Raw genomic sequence first — 16543 nt, forward strand, 5'->3', positions numbered from 1 at the left:
TAAATATTGAATCATCAGGAATAGACGATGCTAAATCGTTTGAACTCCGCATGGCAATCTCGTTCTTTTCCCGTGGCATACAAACCGATAAGGACCCCCGTAAATCCGCCCGCAACTTCCGATGAGAGATATCTCGATTGTGCAGCTCCGAGTAAATTCTCCGTACCATTATCCGTCCGGACATAGAAATGATAATGAGTAGGGGTTGATTTAATCACCAATGTGGCATGATTGCACTGTCCGAGATCGATCGCTCTTTCCACGGATTTGATATCTCCTACATTAAGCCGCTCGATGACCTCGTATCCTTGCGGGCCGTTGCGCAAGGCCAAATCATAATGGTGGTTTTCGTCCATATAGACCGAAATTCCGGCTTCGCCGCCCTTTAGGCTGATGTCGCAGGAAATGACTGCGTTGAAATCTTTTTGACGGATTCCTATAAATGTTGGTGACAATGGAACATCCAGATTCACTTCGGTTCCTTTCAACGTCACTTTATCGGGTTCGAGCAGATAGTTTTCCGTAGCCGGATGGCGCAGATAACACCAGTCCAGATTCCAATCCGTGTTTTCGAATGTAAAAGACTTTTTCTCTTGTTGAATGATACTGTCAGGGAACCGATCCGTTTCAAAGCTCATCAGCGTAGTGCCGTTATGGCCTGCCGTAAACCAACCATCTTCCGCGAAAGTAACCGGGGTAAGAAAAACCTCGCGACCCAAGTGATGATACGTAAGCCATTGGCCGGTTTGCCGGAAGCCGAGATGAAGGAGCCACCAATTCCCTTCGTGATCCTGAATCAGATCACTGTGACCAACGCCTTGCAGCTCATAACCGCCTAAATTACGATTGGTCAGTACGGGATTATTCGAATAAGCTACGAACGGGCCGGAAAGAGATTCTCCCCGCGCATAAGTGACCATATGGCCGTATTCGGTCCCGCCTTCGGCTGCCAGCAGGTAATATCGGCCGTTGATTTTATACATATGAGGGCTTTCCAAATAGCGCCCGCCGGTTCCTTGCCATATCGAACGGCTAGGCGTCAACTTGCGTCCGGTTTCAATTTCGATTTCGCACTGAACGATTCCGTTGACTCCGAAATCGTCTGTTCCGTTACTCATGAAATACGTTCTGCCGTCTTCAAAATATAAATCCGGATCGATTCCTCCCTGATCGACAGGGATCGGATCCGACCATTCGCCGTAAATATTATCAGTCCAGACATAGAAATTCTGACGGGTGGTATCGTTGGTTGTCGTCATGTAGAAACGACCGTCATTGTAACGAAGGGTAGGAGCAAACACACCTCCGGAACTGCCCACCGTCTCCAGCTGGATTTGGCTTTTTCGGGTCAAGCAATGCCCAATTTGGGTCCAGTTTAACAGGTCTTTGCTTTCAAAAATCGGTACCCCGGGGAAATACTGAAAAGTACTGCAAACCAGATAATAGGTATCGTTTACTTTGCAAACACTTGGGTCTGGGTAAAAACCTTTAATAACAGGATTATTGTACTTCATTTGTACACCTCTTCTTTAAAATTACATATATATGAATTCAGTTTACATGTGAGCTAAGAAAATTAAACACCAACGGGTTGTTTATTTCAATAATCCAGTGTTGATGCTCTATATTAAATCCGTTAAATTAATATATATGTGATTTCAATATGTGCATGCGCGGTAAGGAGTTTAATGGTCAATATGATAAAAGCGAACGGGGAACCCCAATTCATGGCTTTATATGAGGCGCTGGCAAGCGAGGTCCGATGGAAAATTATGAACCTCATTGCCGATAGGGAAATGAATGTGAAAGAGATTGCGGGAAGGTTGGAGCTAAGCCCATCCATTGTTACCATGCATATCCGAAAACTCGAGGACGCCGGTCTCATTGGCAGCCGCAGGGTACGCCAAAATGGAGGCACGCACAAATTGTGTTTTCTTAAGCAAAAAACGATTGAAATCGAGCTGCCCACTGCCGGCCGAAACGCAAAGATTAGGGAACAGAGCATTTCAGTCGGTCATTATACCGCCTTTGAAGTTCATCCTACCTGCGGGTTAGGTACGCGTGAGAAGGAAATCGGCGTTTGGGACGATCCGCGCTATTTTCTGGACCCAGAGCGGGTTCACGCTTCGATCCTGTGGTTCGGAAGAGGCTATGTCGAATACAAAACGCCAAATTATTTGCTTCCTGACGAAGTCGCTGATGCTATTGAAATCTCGATGGAAATTGCTTCGGAAGCGCCCGGCTTGAGAGATCATTGGCCTTCGGATATTCGGTTCGAGTTTAACGGCATATCCCTTGGAACCTGGACAAGCCCGGCGGACTTCGGAAGGGCGGCGCGCGGCAAATATACGCCGAAGTGGTGGCACAGAAATGTGAATCAATACGGGTTATTGAAGACGATCCGCATCGATGCTTCAGGAACCTTTATAGATGGGGAACGGATGTCGGATGTGACTGTAGCGGATATCAAGTTATCGGAACCGTTCTGGACGCTTCGTTTCGCAGTGGATGAGCAGGCCGTCAATATAGGCGGTTTGACGATTTATGGGGCCGGTTTTGGAAATCATGACCAGGATATTCTGATTCGTGTGCACCTTAAAGGATAAAATTTATGGTATATTATGGATTGGTGTAGTTAAGTAAAGTAGTTAATAACCAATCGGAAGGATGTTAGCATGAGCCAATCCAATCAGGAGTATATCGTAATCTCGGGTGCCCGGGAGAACAACCTCAAGAATGTATCCTTGCGAGTTCCTAAACGGAAAATCACGATTTTTACGGGAGTATCAGGATCCGGCAAGTCTTCGATCGTATTCGATACGATCGCCGCGGAATCAACGCGACTGCTGAATGAGAATTTCAGCATGTTCGTGCGCACATTCCTGCCTCGGGTTCCGCAGCCGGATACGGATGTCATCGAGAATCTGAGCATGGCTGTGATCGTGGATCAGAAGCGCCTGGGCGGAGGCTCTCATTCCACAATGGGGACGATTACCGATATTTCTCCTATTTTGCGGCTTCTCTTTTCCCGAGTGGGTAAACCTTATGTCGGACAAGCGCACATGTTTTCGTTTAACGACCCGCAAGGCATGTGTCCCGAATGTAACGGAATCGGCCGCAAATTAGGCGTCGATATGAGTAAGGCCGTTGATATGTCCAAGTCGCTGAATGAAGGGGCCCTGATGCTGCCGGACTATTCCGTAAGCGGATGGGAGTGGAACATGATCGTACAGTCGGGAGACTTCGATCTCGACAAGAAGCTCAGCGATTATACGGATGAAGAATTGGATCACCTGCTATACTCCAAAGCCAGAAAAGTAAAGATGGATTTTGCCGGTAAGGCCACGAATATTACAGTAGAAGGCGTTATTGAGAAATTCACCAATAAATATATCAAGCAAGATTTAAAAGCGAAGTCGGAGCGAACGCAAAAAATAGTTGCACCTTACATTTCCGAAGGACCTTGTTCGAGCTGCCGCGGTGCGAGACTCAGTCAGGCCGCGCTGAGCAGCAGAATCCATGGGCGGAACATTGCGGAGATGGCGTCCATGGAGATCGGCGAGCTGCTTCGCGTCATTCGGGAAATTGACGACGCTGTCGCTGCGCCAATCGTTAAGTCACTGACGGAAAGGCTGCAGCATTTGGTCGATATCGGGCTCGATTACCTGACGCTGGACCGGGAGACGGACACTTTATCCGGCGGTGAGTCACAGCGCGTCAAGATGGTGAAGCACCTGAACGGCAGTCTGGTGGATGTCACTTACATCTTTGATGAACCCAGCGTCGGATTGCATCCCCGCGATGTGCACCGGTTAAATGAATTACTGCAGAAGCTGCGCGACAAAGGCAATACCGTAATTGTCGTCGAGCATGATCCGGATGTAATCAAAGTGGCGGACCATATCGTCGATGTCGGGCCTTTCGCCGGCAGCCGCGGCGGTACTATTGTTTTTGAAGGAAGCTACGAAGACTTACTGGATTCGGGTACGCTGACAGGCAACTATATGAAGCGGCCGATCCAGTTGAAGGAAGACTGCAGGCAGCCTTCCGGTAAGCTGTCCATCAAGGATGCCACATTACACAACTTGCAGAATGTGAGTGTTGATATTCCAACAGGCGTATTGACCGTTGTGACGGGTGTTGCCGGCTCGGGCAAGAGCACGCTGATTAACGAAGTGTTTCTCGGCAGCCATCCGGATGCGATCGTCATCGATCAGTCGGCGGTGGGCGTATCAACACGTTCGAATCCTGCGACCTACACAGGGATTATGGATGATGTACGTAAGGCGTTTGCTACTGCAAACAAGGTGAATCAAGGCTTGTTCAGCTTCAACTCCAAGGGGGCTTGCGAGAATTGCCAAGGGCTTGGTGTCGTATATACGGATCTTGCATTCCTGGACAGTGTGAAGCTGCCATGTGAAGTATGCGGAGGCAGACGATTCAAGGAAGAGGTGCTCGAGTACAAGCTGAACGGCAAGTCCATAGCAGAAGTACTGGAGATGACGGTGGAGCAGGCGCTGGAATTTTTTCAGCTCAAAGAGGTAGTGCGTAAACTCCAAGCCATGAGTGATGTGGGCCTGAACTATATCACGCTAGGGCAACCGCTCAGCACGTTATCGGGAGGGGAATGCCAACGCATCAAGCTGGCCAGCGAGCTGCATAAGAAGGGCAGCATTTATGTGATGGACGAGCCGACCACCGGCCTGCATATGTCGGATATCGGCCACCTTCTGGAGATCATGAACCGTCTCGTGGATGCAGGCAATACGGTCATCGTAATTGAGCATAACCTGGATGTGATCTGCCAAGCGGATTGGATTATCGATATGGGGCCGGACGGGGGAAGCAAAGGGGGGCAGGTGGTATTCGAAGGCACCCCTTCGCAGATCATCCATGCGGAACAGTCGATTACGGGGAAATACTTGGCATAATCATCTCGCAAATCAATCGAAGAACAGCCTGTGAAAGGCCAAGTGACTTTTTTCTTTCCTGAACTCTCCCGGGGAACACCCTACAATACCATGGAAAACTTTAATAAAATAACTGCCCCCGGAAAAACCGACATTACATGCAATGTCCTCTATGCTGTGGTCGGTTTCGCGCAGCAGACGGATCGCATGACCGATGCGGACTTTTGTCAGGTATTGAAGAGGGGTTATTCCTACCGTAGAGGTAAACCGGCGGATGAAATGGAACTTGGACAATCCCGAAGCCTCCGCGATGGCTTCTATTCCGGATACGGATGCGTAGTTCTTTTCCATCCAATCCAAGGCCGTACGAATCGCTTCCGGCTGAGTCCCGGTTCCGTCTACTTCGTCGGCAAAGCGCCTTAACTCCATCATAAACCGGTATACGGAGGAGGAAGCCCGGAAAGCATCGGGGAGTTGTCCGTCCCTGGCATCCAGGTAGATCAGTTCCAGTGTCCGGATGACAGAATGCTCCCGCGGGATGGCGACAATAGTGCCGCATCGGCTCTTGATGGCATTCCAGTGGTCCGATAAGCCGTTAGGACGGAACAGCAGAAAGATGAATTCCCATGGCTCATCCTTCTCCGCAAAGTAATAACCATGGTCTCCCGGGATTTCTACCAGAAAGGCGGTTTCCTCTGAAAGAAGATGCTCCTTGCTGCCGATTCGAAGGCGCCCGTTCCCGGATATTGTATATTGGAAAAGAAACAGCGGTCCATCGGACCGCTGTTGGCCTTCCCATCGGTAAGAAGGGGAGGATATCAAATCCCTGCCTACGGCAAATAATTCGTATAAACCCATGGAAGAAGCTTCTGAGAACCGGAATCCGATGGTGGAATAGTCTTGAGTATTGGATTTGGGTTTGCTCATAATTGGATCTCCTCCATAAGTGGTTTAGTACATCTTCTTTAAACAGAATATTTCAAATTAGGGTTCAAGTCTATACAAGGCAGCGCCGTGAGGAGGCAGCTTCGCGGAAAGTTGCCCGTCTGTTAAAGTTATAACCTCGCCAGTCCAGAGTTCTTTTCCCCTAGGGCTAGGAGTCAATCCAAGCTGCTCCATGGAAACGGATACGATGGCTTCCTCGTCACCCGCATTAAATAGAGCTGCATAAACGGCTCCGTTATCATCTTGTGCCTTCCATACGATCTTATCCGTCTCCCGTGATACTTGATGAGCACCGGAACCGTTTCTATGCAGATGCAGCACGTCACGGTTGGTCAGTAGAGAAAGCGTCCATTCATCGTTGTCCCGCATTTCTCCGCCAAACATGAGGGGGGAACGGAAGATCGACCATAAGGTCATCATCGTCAGTTGCTCGTCCTTTGTGAAACGTGTCCAACGATCGCTGCCTCCTCCATCAACGGAACGGATACCCAGATGTCCGAGGGGCAGCATATCGCAGTCCGGCCATTGACCGGGTGCCACATGTTCGGCCCATTTGTCGCAGCGCTCAAACATACCATGCAATAAAGGCCAAAGATCCCAGAAATCGTCCGTCATACGCCACATATTGGCATTGGCCTTTAATTCCTCCGCATGTTCAAGAGGCGCAGGTCCGGGTGACAGACTGAGAACCATGTCTCTTCCGCAGCGGTCTATCGCTTTTCGGATCATTTCGATTTCAGGTACATGAATCTGATATAGGCGAGATGCCGCTATATCATCTACCTTCACAAAATCAACACCCCAGGAAGCATACAATTCGAACAAGGAGTCGTAGTAAGCTTGAGCACCTTCCTTGGATGCATCCACCCCATACATGTCAGTGTTCCATGGACAGATGGAATTCGGATGCGCAATGTCCCGGGCCGTGGCCGAAGTACCGAGTATCGGTGTAGCTGCATGAACGGCCTGGCGGGGGATGCCTCTCATGATGTGGATACCGAATTTCAGGCCCAGACTGTGGACGTAATCCGCAAGAGGCTTGAATCCCTTGCCGTCCGCAGCAGAGGGGAACCGATTTACGGCGGGCATTAACCGGGAATAGGAATCCATTTCTAAAGGAACGAAGGGGCGATATTGAGAGGATATTGCTCCCGGTTCGTACCATTGGATATCTACTACTATGTAATCCCATCCATAATCCTTGAGGTGTTTGGCCATATATTCAGCGTTCCCTCTAATTTCTTCTTCACGCACGGCAGCACCGTAGCAATCCCAGCTATTCCAACCCATTGGAGGGTGTGTTGCAAACAGATGATGATTCATGTCATTCATCCCATCCTTCGTCTTAAAGTAGGTTCTGGCTCTATCTTAAAAGACTGCGATGATGGCGGCAATCATAAAGTATTGCGTAGGTTGTAAAATATTGCTCTTATTGAGGAAGCATGATGTAGGCAAGACTTTTCACTGGGCCAGGCTTATAGTATGCTAACCATAAAAGGGAGGAGAGGTAATTTATGGGGAAACAACTGATACTCGGAGACTTCATGCATGAACTGGCCAATACGCGCCGCATCCTGGAGGTTCTGCCCGAAGATCATATGTCGTGGAAGCCGCATCCGAAATCGATGGCTTTGAGCGGACTGGCCACCCATCTGGTCAATCTGTTGAACTGGCAAGTGGCAATTTTTGATAGCTCGGAATTAGATCTTTCGACCCTGCCGCAGAAACGGGAAGCATTGACGAGACGGGAAGATCTGTTGGCGGAATTCGACGCAAATGTCGTGAAGCTTCAACAGCTGCTTGGTGAAAGCGACGAGATCACACTCAGCGAGAAATGGACGCTGCGGAATGGCGATTACGTCATCCTGAGTCAACCGCGGGCGAATGCGCTTCGCTCCTTCGGAATAAGCCACATGGTCCACCACCGGGCACAGCTCGGGGTTTATCTGAGGCTTCTCGATATTCCGATACCCGGTTTCTATGGGCCCTCGGCCGATGAAGTGGTTAGCTCATCATAGTTACATATAATATACAAGGCAAAAAGCCGTCTCTGGTGAAGAGGCGGCCTTTGTTATTTCAATTTAACTCATTACCTCGAAATCATCATACAATCTGCGTAGGTGATAAGCGTTCATGGCGTATTCACGAAGCTCCTCAAGAATCGTGTAGTTTGCCCAGGCGCCTGCAAACGCGCCGATTCCAGGCATCATCTGCAGCATTTTCCGGAAGTCCAAAGCGTCACGATACTCGATCTGAAAAGTCTCCCAATCCATTTCTCGATAGTATTCAGTGTCAGAGAGCCATTGTTCCTTCTCGATATGCCAATGCTTGAGGGAACTGAGCAGTTTGGCTCGATTATCGGGCCCTGAGTATGTCATTTGAAATACCTTTAGAATGAAAACCCGCTCGGAAAAATGTTTGGTGTCATATCCATAAACATGCGCCAGCTCAAACATAAATTTCATCTTGATCGCAATGAGAGCCGGGAAATCTACCATGCTAAACATAATACCGCCCGCACCGGTACCTGCGCCTTCGGCGACCGCGATTTTTTGATACAGCGCAAACAACTCTTTCGCGTCTTGATCGGAAGTCTCCAAATTCAGTGTACGGTGTACTGGACGGCTTGGCGTATATTCCGCACCGAATAGCGCCGTGCGCACAATCGATCGAATGGTGGTCGTAATGATGTTGTTCACCTTGGCGGGAATCAAGTGATTGATTTGGTTGCTGATTGTTTTCGAAGTTTTTTCCAGCCATCCCGGAGGTTTGAACATTTTTTGTTCCCAGTCGGCAAGTTCTTTCCGTACTTTATGTTCGTAATTCATCATTAATCGCTCCTCCAGCAGTCTTAGCTATATTGTATCGAAGGTCTCCAGGATCCGGACCGGACTGCGGCAGGTATCAGACCTCGACTAAAGTCCAGTATCATCTGCAATTGGGTTCCTAATTCCTGAAATCGATAATAACTTATTCATAAGGAGGGAGGATTTCAGTGAATTTTAACTTGTATATCTACAGTGAGTAGAGGAAGTTCCATGAATTCAACATACTTTGAGGCGGCGGCCATCAGGTCGTTCTCCCGGTCATCATATGCGTAAAATAACTCCAGCACGATGTCCAGCCCTTTGGTTTTGATCTTGCGCTTCCATATGCCGGCAACTTGTCCATCGATGACGATGGTTGGCATGAATACGCCGTTCCCGCCGGGAATGATGTATTTTGCATACTCCGCAAGTAATACATCGGAACGGTCCTTATAGCCAAGCACGTATTCATCAAAACCCGGAAGCAGATAGACGCCAGGGGTGATCTCTTTGTTGCCGGCTGACAGTGACGAATGATACCAAAGCTCCCGGTCGTCGATCTTCGCGGATTCGAGCTGATTCCCAGCCAATTCTAATCCCTTGCGGGCATCCGTTAGTGTTAATCCGGTCCACCAGGCGAAGTCATGAACGCTCGCGGGACCATGCGAGATATAATATCGTTTGGTGAGCTGCGACAAAACTTCCTCCCGCGAAATGTCATCTCCCGGCGGCACCCATTCATCAAGAAGGACGAATGTCTGCTGCTTGCCTTCCCGCGGCCCCATACAAATCAAACCGATTTGCGCCGAATGCCAAAGCAGATGATAACCCCGTTGACCCGTCGTACGAATACCCGCTTCCTCAAACAGTTCCATCAGGACCGGACGCGAGATTCTTTTATTCCCTTTCAAAGCATGGATCAGGATTTCCTTGCTTTGCTCGATAATTTCCGGTGTCAATTCCAACTCTTGGAGCCTGCGCTTGTCGCTTGCCAGTATGCGCGGAGTCAATAATTGGAGCATCCCCCTTATGGATTCCGGAGGTACTGCGTGAATCGTTCCGCGCATCGGCCAGGTCAGCACAATATTGCGGTCTTCAATACTTCGCTCAATATCCGCAGCCACTCCATGCTGCATTCGACAGCCGATCGCCCAAAGCATTTGATGATAATCCTGAGCCTGTATAGCGCCGAGATAGCGTACTACATCATCCGGCTTCTCGCACTTGTCGCCAGCAATTCGCTGATTCTGTAATCGTCGATAACCGATTTCTGATTTTATCACGTTGTTCCTCCTATAATTTCCGCCTCATACCGTCATCGTGTTTTTCTTTCTGGAAGTATTTTGAAAACATTGTACCACAGTCGGGCATTTACTGAGAATGCAGGGGGATTCGGCAGCTCGGCGCATCTCCCAGTTCATATACCGATGGAACTCGGCATAGAACAGACATCGCTTCATTGCAATACGGCCTAATAATGATGCTTGTTCTTAAGTTTTTCATATGGGTAATAAACTGGTAACACTAGTATTAATTTGTGTATCGAATTGCCGACAGAAAGGCGTGATCAAATATGAAAAGAAAATATGTATCCTTTATAACAATCCCGATTTTAGTTATGGTTCTATCGTTTACCGCTTGCTCAGAAGCAACCGAGCCTTCCGCCGGTTCTGAAACTGTAACACCGGCTAATGAAACGGTCACGACTCCGGAGCCGGAGAACAACAAAGCTCCCGAGCCGACGCGGCCACAGACCGAAAGTTTTGATTTGATGACGGGTGAGGGGGATCAGCCGCTTACGGCTGCTTTGCAACAAGGGGACGGTTTTTCTTTATACGTATTCGAAAAGTTTGATTTCGACGCTTCCGAAGGACGTCTGTTTCTTACCAGCAATCCGGAATACAATGTCGAGATCGAACCGCTTCCGGCGGATTATGATCTGACGCAGCTTAGAACAGCAGGAAAAGAAGAATTGGAAGCGTTCGGGGAAGTATCCGATTATAGTGGCGAGCTTGTTGAACATCCATTGGGTTACGCCGAGGTCTATCTTCAAGTGTCGAATGGGGAAGGGATTAGGGATTACATGGTGTGGAAGTCTGAATCGGGAGACGCTTACCTGTTTCGTCTCCGCAATCCAAAGGGTGAGGAAGCATCGGATTTTGCCGGTCCGGTTCTTGTTTCGTTATCTACGGTACAAAAGTAGACAGAAATAAAAAAAGAACCTGGATATTATTATCAGGTTCTTTTATATTGCCTATGAACAGACATGATGCTATAATCAGACCACGACTGTCTATATTATGTAGACATAATTATATCATCTTATACTTTAACTTTATCATGTCGCTAAACTCTTGTCAAATGTTTTTTTCAAAATGACTGGTTAGGAGAGATGTGGAATGAGTTCATTGGTTCTCGGTTTTGAGGAAATAGGAAAGGAGCAGCTATGGCTTGTTGGCGGAAAAGGGCTGAATTTAGAGGAATTATCAAAAATGGAAGGAATACATGTTCCCGAAGGGTTTTGTGTGACAACTACAGGATTTCAAAAAGCCATCGAACACAACGATTCATACCATGCTTTGCTGGATCAACTAACCATGCTAAAAGCGGAAGACCGGGAACAAATCGGCGAAATCAGCGGAAAGATTCGTCAGACTATAACGGAGTCCGAAATTCCTTCCGAGGTTGTCAAAACGGTTACTGATTATCTCACCCGGACTGATGAAGAACAGGCCTATGCGGTGCGTTCCAGTGCGACTGCCGAAGATTTGCCGTATGCTTCCTTTGCAGGTCAACAAGACACCTATTTAAATATCATCGGCGTCGATGACGTCTTACGGCATATTAGCAAATGCTGGGCATCCCTATTTACGGATCGCGCGGTCATCTATCGTATCCATAACGGCATCGACCACAGACATGTTTATTTATCCGTTATCGTTCAAAGAATGGTTTTCCCACAGGCTTCGGGGATTATATTTACCGCGGATCCGATGAGCGGAAACCGGAAGCTGCTATCCATCGATGCCGGATTTGGGCTTGGGGAAGCGCTGGTGTCCGGTTTGGTATCCGCTGATGGTTATAAAGTACGGGAAGGTGAAATCGTCGAGAAGCGAATCGCAACCAAAACATTGGCGATCTTTGGACGGAAGGAAGGGGGAACAGAAACCAGGCAGATCGATCCTGATCTGCAAAAGAAGCAAGCTGTTACGGATGAGCAAATTTTAAGATTGGCAAGCATCGGAAGGCAAGTCGAAGACTATTTCGGCCAGCCGCAAGATATTGAATGGTGTTTGGCCGATGGCACTTTTTATATGGTTCAGAGCCGCCCGATCACAACCCTATATCCCATCCCTCAAAGTAATGATCAAGACAATCACGTCTATATATCCGTCGCTCATCAACAGATGATGACGGATCCCATGAAACCACTAGGATTATCCTTTTACCAGTTAATTACTAACGCGCCTATGCGTACAGCCGGTGGCAGGTTATTTGTTGACATTACATCTATGCTGGCTTCACCAGTCGGACGGGAAACTTTAGTAAATACCCTCGGACAATCCGACCCGCTTATACGTGGAGCCCTCATGACTATATTAGAGCGGGATTTCATAAAATTGGTGCCGAATGATCAAACCGCACCGGTTCCGCGGAGTAATAATACAGAGTTGATGGCGCAAATCGAGAGTAATCCGGCGATCGTATCTGATTTGATTAAGCGTAGTCAAGCCTCGATTGAAGAGTTAAAACATAACATTCAAGTCAAATCGGGATCGGATTTGTTTGATTTTATTCTGGAAGATATCGTGGAGCAATTGAAGAAGATTTTATTTGATCCGCAAAGTTCCGCTGTGATTATGTCTGGGATGGAGGCTTCGTCATGGATCAATGAAAACATGTTCCAATGGCTCGGTGAAAAGAATGCGGCAGATCCAATTTCTCAATCCGTACCGAACAATATTACTTCGGAAATGGGCTTGGCGCTGTTGGATGTCGCGGATGTGATTCGCCCGTATCCGGAAATCATTGATTATTTACAGCATGCAAATGAAGATGACTTTTTGGATGGGCTGTTGAAGTTTAAGGGCGGACAGGAAACTCATGATTCATTCCTTGATTTTCTCGGTAAATATGGAATGCGGTGCACCGGAGAAATCGATATTACGAGAACCCGATGGAGCGAAAGGCCAATCACGCTTGTCCCGTTGATCCTTGGCAACATCAAAAACTTGGAACCTAATGCCAGCAGCCGGAAATTTGAACAAGGGCGGCAGGAAGCTTTGGCAAAAGAACAAGAGTTATTGGATCGATTGAAGTCGTTGCCGGATGGCGAACACAAGGCAAAAGAGACTAAACAAATGATCGATCGAATCCGGAATTTCATCGGCTACAGGGAGTATCCCAAATACGGCTATGTCAGCCGCTATTTCGTTTATAAGGGGGCTTTACTTCAAGAAGCCGAGCGACTACTGCAGGCTGGCATTATTCAGGAAAAGGAAGATATCTACTATCTGACTTTTGAGGAGCTTCATGAGGTCGTACGCACCAATAAACTGGATTACAAGATAATCGGCATACGAAAAGACGAGTACAAACTATATGAAAAACTGACTCCCCCACGCGTTATCACGTCCGATGGCGAAATTATATCCGGCAAGTACAAAAGAGATCATTTACCCGCCGAAGCCATTGCAGGTCTGGCTGTTTCTTCCGGAGTCATTGAGGGTCGAGCGCGCGTCATCATAAACATGGAAGAGGCCGATCTGGAAGACGGAGATATCTTGGTCACCCCCTTTACAGATCCTAGCTGGACTCCACTGTTTGTATCCATAAAAGGTCTGGTCACCGAGGTGGGCGGCCTGATGACCCATGGAGCCGTTATCGCACGTGAATATGGCATTCCCGCCGTTGTCGGAGTGGAGAACGCGACCACACTGATCAAAGACGGACAAAGGATTCGCGTGCATGGAACGGAGGGGTACATTGAAATTTTACAATGAATTACGATCGACGTATCCTTCTTCAAACTTGGATTAAGTAAGGGGAAATAATTTTATCCGTCCCTGTATTTGGTCCAAGACTTCTTCCGGCATCTCCTTGACCTGAATATCCTCCCCCAGGAAGAGCAGCCAATTTGATATTTCGGCCAATTCTTCGGCATTATCGACATGGACAAAAGTCTTCAGGTTTGCAGTGGTTTGATATGGATTCGTGTAGGAAATAGATAGATGTAAGGGATGATACTTTTTGAACTGGGCAATTGCCTTAGGACCAAGTTCAAGGGCAAGGTTGATGATTTCTTCCTGGCTGCTTAGCTGTTCCAGAATCTTTTTCTTACTGACTCTCTTTTTCGCAGGGTATCGTTCTATTTGGGTGAGATTATCGACGGAAATAATCCGCCTTTTCTCTTCCTCCAGATCATAACCTTCAATTTGCCAGAAGCTTTTTTCACGGTAAAGATGCAAAAGATAGATAGGGTAAGTCTTCATTTCCTTTCCTTCTTTAACGGTGATGAGTAAATAGCTGTCCGAAAGCAGGATTTGGATGAGCCTTTCTAAGATCGGATGGGGCAGGTCCGAAAGATCAAGCAGGTCGGGGTTATGGGGGTTGGTCCCTTCAAATAGCAATATCTGATTTAATAAAACAAGGTCATCCTGCTGGTTTTCCGAAATGAGGCCCAGTAATTTCTCAGCCAAAGACTGGCGACTCTTTAGATAAGGAAGTTGCTGGTTTCTTGTGGCCATAAAGGCGATAAAAAGAGCTTTAATCTCATTATCGGTAAAACGGACCGTAGGGAGGACGGAGTTATTCATGACAAAATAACCTCCATCTCTTCCGACTTCAGCGACAAGCGGCATCCCCATGGCTTCAATTTCCCGGATATCCCGAATCGCTGTCGAGCGGGAAATGTTAAATTCACGCATAATTTCCGAAATGGTAAAATGGGCGCGGTTGTTGATATATCGCATAATGATATTAATCCGTTCAACTTTTTTCATGGGGCACCTCTAAACAGTATCATTTTTTGACATGATTTAAAGTTATTATAAACCTATCAAGTGGAAACACAAATCATTTGAAAAAATAATAAGAGGATGGGATTGAATATGGCGAACTATAACCTTGAGAAAAAAGAAAGCTTTATCGTTTTGGGAATCGGTACGGAGCTTCAAAGCCATTACACCGACTATGCCGGAATTAACAAGGAAAAGGCGGAGTTTTGGGAGACCGTGAAACAAGACGGAAGGCTCGACACTTTAAAGAGTGTAGCATCTAACGACTATATCTTTGCCGTGAACGAAGCCGTGAATAACAAGATGATGTATTATGCCGGCGTAATGACAGATGCAACGTTACCGGAGGCAACCCGGGTAATTCAGTTTCCAAAAGGGGATTATCTGGTTGTAAAAGGGGAGGGGAATTCGGCTGAAGAGTTAAGCAACACCCTTACCGGGATTGCCTTTGGTCAAGTCTTGCCTGAAGTGACGGATTTCGCCTATGTCGGCGGGCCGAATGCGACGGTGGAGATGGGGCAGGAAAACGGCCGCGTAATCGGTGAGGTATGGATTCCAGTCGTTGGGAAATAAAACAAACCAAAGGAGCAATGAACATGCCACATATCGTTGATTTTAAAAATGTGTCCACGGCAGGTTTGGAATCTTCGCCTGTAGCGGAGGCACTTGCTGGTATGCGAGCGAATGAAGCCCGTTACTTTATGAACAAATACAGTCATGAATTTACGGTTGTACCGGCTGAGGAAAGCCAGGAGACTCTGGATTATGTGAACCGGATATTGAAAGAAGAGCGTGGTATTGAATTTGCGGCCAAACCTTTGGAAACGTCGCAATTTCAAGTGGAAAACATTCAATTTTCCTACGTTTTTTATGAAGATGGGCTTGGGCTCAATGTCATGTATACGGTGGATGACCCTAAGAAGCGGGCCGTCGGTTTTAAACTTTCCGAGGGGATGGAGGTACCGCAGGAATTAGAAGGGAAGTTTAAGTTTGCCAGACAGAAGTCCAAATTGGCCGGAACCATCCGGGGCTCGTTCTTTGTAATTAAAAAAGAGTATTAGAATAGTCCCCGCAAAGCAGCATAGAAACACATAATATTATCAAAGCCTCGATCCAAACAGATCGAGGCTTTGGCGTATATCATTACGGTAGAAGTTGTTTCCTAAAATTTATCGGGAAACTGTTTCACAATGCCTTCTGTCAAAATATCTGCAAAATGGATCATATGAATCTCATTTTTGTCGGTAGCTGCAATGTCCGCCTTCCAATCTCCCTTGAGGCAGCTGAGGACGATATCAGTAATTAGCTGAAGGTGCGTGTACAGCATGTCTTGCAGCTCTTTAAACTGCCAGTTCGGATTCGCTGCGCTTAGAAATTTGGCGATTTCATCCGCGTTTTTATGCCAATCGACCTCTAACTTTTTAACTTCCTCTTGATTGCCCGCCTTGGCAGCCGCAACAATTTTGCCTGCAATCAGAATATGTTCTCTCAGGAGATCGGCCAGCTTATTGCCGAAGGCTTCCCCATAATAAGGCTTGAACACATTGCCGATGTCCTGCTGGTTCCGCAGAAGCCGGTCCAACACATCCTTCTGATCCGCACGATCAGAGATGGCGCTGACAATATAGCTTCTTGTCCAAATCGTATGGTCAATCCAAACCTTCTGCATGTCGCTTCTGAGCTTCACCATTTTGGGACTCAGGCAAACCGTATCCTTTTTATCAGCCTTGTTTGCTTGTGCAAATACTGCCAATGGCGTCACACTAAAAACAAGCGCCACGGCTAACATCAACGCCAGTAATTGTTTATTTTTCAAACTGTTCTTCTCCTTTGTACGGTTGGAATAAATTAGGCAGTCTTATTA

The 16543-nt window shown here is 47.4% G+C and carries 14 protein-coding genes; 7 read left to right on the plus strand and 7 right to left on the minus strand.

Annotated features, from left to right (window positions below; all coding sequences use genetic code 11):
* Window positions 1–14: 14 nt before the first annotated feature.
* Entirely contained in the window at window positions 15–1514 is a 1500-nt protein-coding gene (locus KB559_RS04045; RefSeq protein ID WP_211020441.1) for a glycoside hydrolase family 43 protein, read from the minus strand.
* 183 nt (window positions 1515–1697) lie between these two features.
* Here KB559_RS04045 and KB559_RS04050 point away from each other — a divergent pair, with 183 nt between their 5' ends.
* Both KB559_RS04050 and KB559_RS04055 read left to right on the plus strand, forming a co-directional pair.
* Entirely contained in the window at window positions 1698–2606 is a 909-nt protein-coding gene (locus tag KB559_RS04050) for an ArsR/SmtB family transcription factor (protein ID WP_211020442.1), read from the plus strand.
* A 69-nt stretch (window positions 2607–2675) separates the two neighbouring features.
* On the plus strand, window positions 2676–4931 hold the full coding sequence (locus KB559_RS04055; RefSeq protein ID WP_211020443.1) for an ATP-binding cassette domain-containing protein: 2256 nt from the start codon (window positions 2676–2678) through the stop codon (window positions 4929–4931).
* Window positions 4932–4943: 12 nt separating this feature from the next.
* On the opposite strand, the gene KB559_RS04060 is transcribed toward KB559_RS04055, so the two are convergent.
* The gene (locus KB559_RS04060) at window positions 4944–5837 is read right to left on the minus strand and encodes an AraC family transcriptional regulator (protein ID WP_211020444.1); all 894 of its coding nucleotides are present in this window, start codon (window positions 5835–5837) and stop codon (window positions 4944–4946) included.
* Between the two features lie 57 nt (window positions 5838–5894).
* Window positions 5895–7178 (minus strand): glycoside hydrolase family 27 protein, encoded by a 1284-nt coding sequence (locus KB559_RS04065; RefSeq protein ID WP_211020445.1) that lies wholly within the window; start codon window positions 7176–7178, stop codon window positions 5895–5897.
* 191 nt (window positions 7179–7369) lie between these two features.
* Here KB559_RS04065 and KB559_RS04070 point away from each other — a divergent pair, with 191 nt between their 5' ends.
* Window positions 7370–7873 carry a DinB family protein gene (locus KB559_RS04070; RefSeq protein ID WP_211020446.1) on the plus strand — a complete coding sequence of 168 codons (504 nt, stop codon included), beginning with the start codon at window positions 7370–7372 and terminating at the stop codon, window positions 7871–7873.
* Window positions 7874–7936: 63 nt separating this feature from the next.
* Here KB559_RS04070 and KB559_RS04075 read toward each other — a convergent pair whose 3' ends face one another.
* Together KB559_RS04075 and KB559_RS04080 are read right to left on the minus strand one after the other, a co-directional pair.
* Window positions 7937–8683, minus strand: a complete 747-nt coding sequence (locus KB559_RS04075; protein ID WP_211020447.1) for an EcsC family protein — start codon at window positions 8681–8683, stop codon at window positions 7937–7939.
* Between the two features lie 164 nt (window positions 8684–8847).
* On the minus strand, window positions 8848–9945 hold the full coding sequence (locus tag KB559_RS04080) for a winged helix DNA-binding domain-containing protein (RefSeq protein WP_211020448.1): 1098 nt from the start codon (window positions 9943–9945) through the stop codon (window positions 8848–8850).
* 290 nt (window positions 9946–10235) lie between these two features.
* Here KB559_RS04080 and KB559_RS04085 point away from each other — a divergent pair, with 290 nt between their 5' ends.
* Window positions 10236–10865, plus strand: coding sequence for a hypothetical protein (locus tag KB559_RS04085; RefSeq protein ID WP_211020449.1), 630 nt, complete (start codon window positions 10236–10238; stop codon window positions 10863–10865).
* Between the two features lie 196 nt (window positions 10866–11061).
* Window positions 11062–13665, plus strand: coding sequence for a phosphoenolpyruvate synthase (gene ppsA, locus KB559_RS04090; protein ID WP_211020450.1), 2604 nt, complete (start codon window positions 11062–11064; stop codon window positions 13663–13665).
* 33 nt (window positions 13666–13698) lie between these two features.
* Here ppsA and KB559_RS04095 read toward each other — a convergent pair whose 3' ends face one another.
* Window positions 13699–14664, minus strand: a complete 966-nt coding sequence (locus KB559_RS04095) for a helix-turn-helix transcriptional regulator (protein ID WP_211020451.1) — start codon at window positions 14662–14664, stop codon at window positions 13699–13701.
* Window positions 14665–14772: 108 nt separating this feature from the next.
* Here KB559_RS04095 and KB559_RS04100 point away from each other — a divergent pair, with 108 nt between their 5' ends.
* Together KB559_RS04100 and KB559_RS04105 are read left to right on the plus strand one after the other, a co-directional pair.
* Window positions 14773–15252 carry a GyrI-like domain-containing protein gene (locus tag KB559_RS04100; protein ID WP_211020452.1) on the plus strand — a complete coding sequence of 160 codons (480 nt, stop codon included), beginning with the start codon at window positions 14773–14775 and terminating at the stop codon, window positions 15250–15252.
* Between the two features lie 23 nt (window positions 15253–15275).
* Window positions 15276–15740 carry a phage tail protein gene (locus KB559_RS04105; RefSeq protein ID WP_211020453.1) on the plus strand — a complete coding sequence of 155 codons (465 nt, stop codon included), beginning with the start codon at window positions 15276–15278 and terminating at the stop codon, window positions 15738–15740.
* A 101-nt stretch (window positions 15741–15841) separates the two neighbouring features.
* Here the strand turns inward: KB559_RS04105 and KB559_RS04110 are convergent, their stop codons facing one another.
* On the minus strand, window positions 15842–16495 hold the full coding sequence (locus KB559_RS04110; RefSeq protein ID WP_211020454.1) for a glycosyltransferase: 654 nt from the start codon (window positions 16493–16495) through the stop codon (window positions 15842–15844).
* Window positions 16496–16543: the final 48 nt, after the last annotated feature.

The organism is Paenibacillus sp. Marseille-P2973 (genome assembly GCF_018101095.1).
Lineage (GTDB): Bacteria > Bacillota > Bacilli > Paenibacillales > Paenibacillaceae > Fontibacillus > Fontibacillus vini.